General features: G+C 60.0%; 1 pseudogene. It reads right to left on the minus strand.

Going from position 1 to position 523, the window contains the following annotated elements:
- A pseudogene (locus GIW04_RS31230) lies at positions 1-523 on the minus strand (hypothetical protein); the annotation flags it as partial.

The raw sequence follows: 523 nt of genomic DNA on the forward strand, positions 1-523 counted from the left end.
GAGGTCGCTGAGCTGAGTGCCCAGGTCGGTGACCGAGTTATTGGTGGCGAACAGTTGGCTGCCATTGACGGCATCGGTGCTGGTGGCATCCAAGGTGCCGGCAGCCACATTGCTCAACAGTGTGGCGGTACTGCCGGGGTTGAAGGTGACCTTGGCTTTGGTACCGGCATCGTCATATTTGACGCCGACAGCGGCGGTGTTGACCAGGCTGTCGCTGAGGTTAGTCAGAGCATCGCCGACGTTGTTGCTATTGAGAGTACCGGTCAGGGCTCCCTTGCCATCGATGGTCGCAGTGGTGAAGGTCGGAGCCTTCCAAACACCAGTTGTTGGATCCTGCGCAGCGCCACCACCCAATGCATTGGCGATATTCCCGTTCTGGGCGCCAGCGTTGGTCGTGAGGTCGCTGAGCTGAGTGCCCAGGTCGGTGACCGAGTTATTGGTGGCGAACAGTTGGCTGCCATTGACGGCATCGGTGCTGGTGGCATCCAAGGTGCCGGCAGCCACATTGCTCAACAGTGTGGCG

The organism is Pseudomonas sp. PA-4-8C (genome assembly GCF_021606625.1).
Taxonomy (GTDB): domain Bacteria; phylum Pseudomonadota; class Gammaproteobacteria; order Pseudomonadales; family Pseudomonadaceae; genus Aquipseudomonas; species Aquipseudomonas lactis.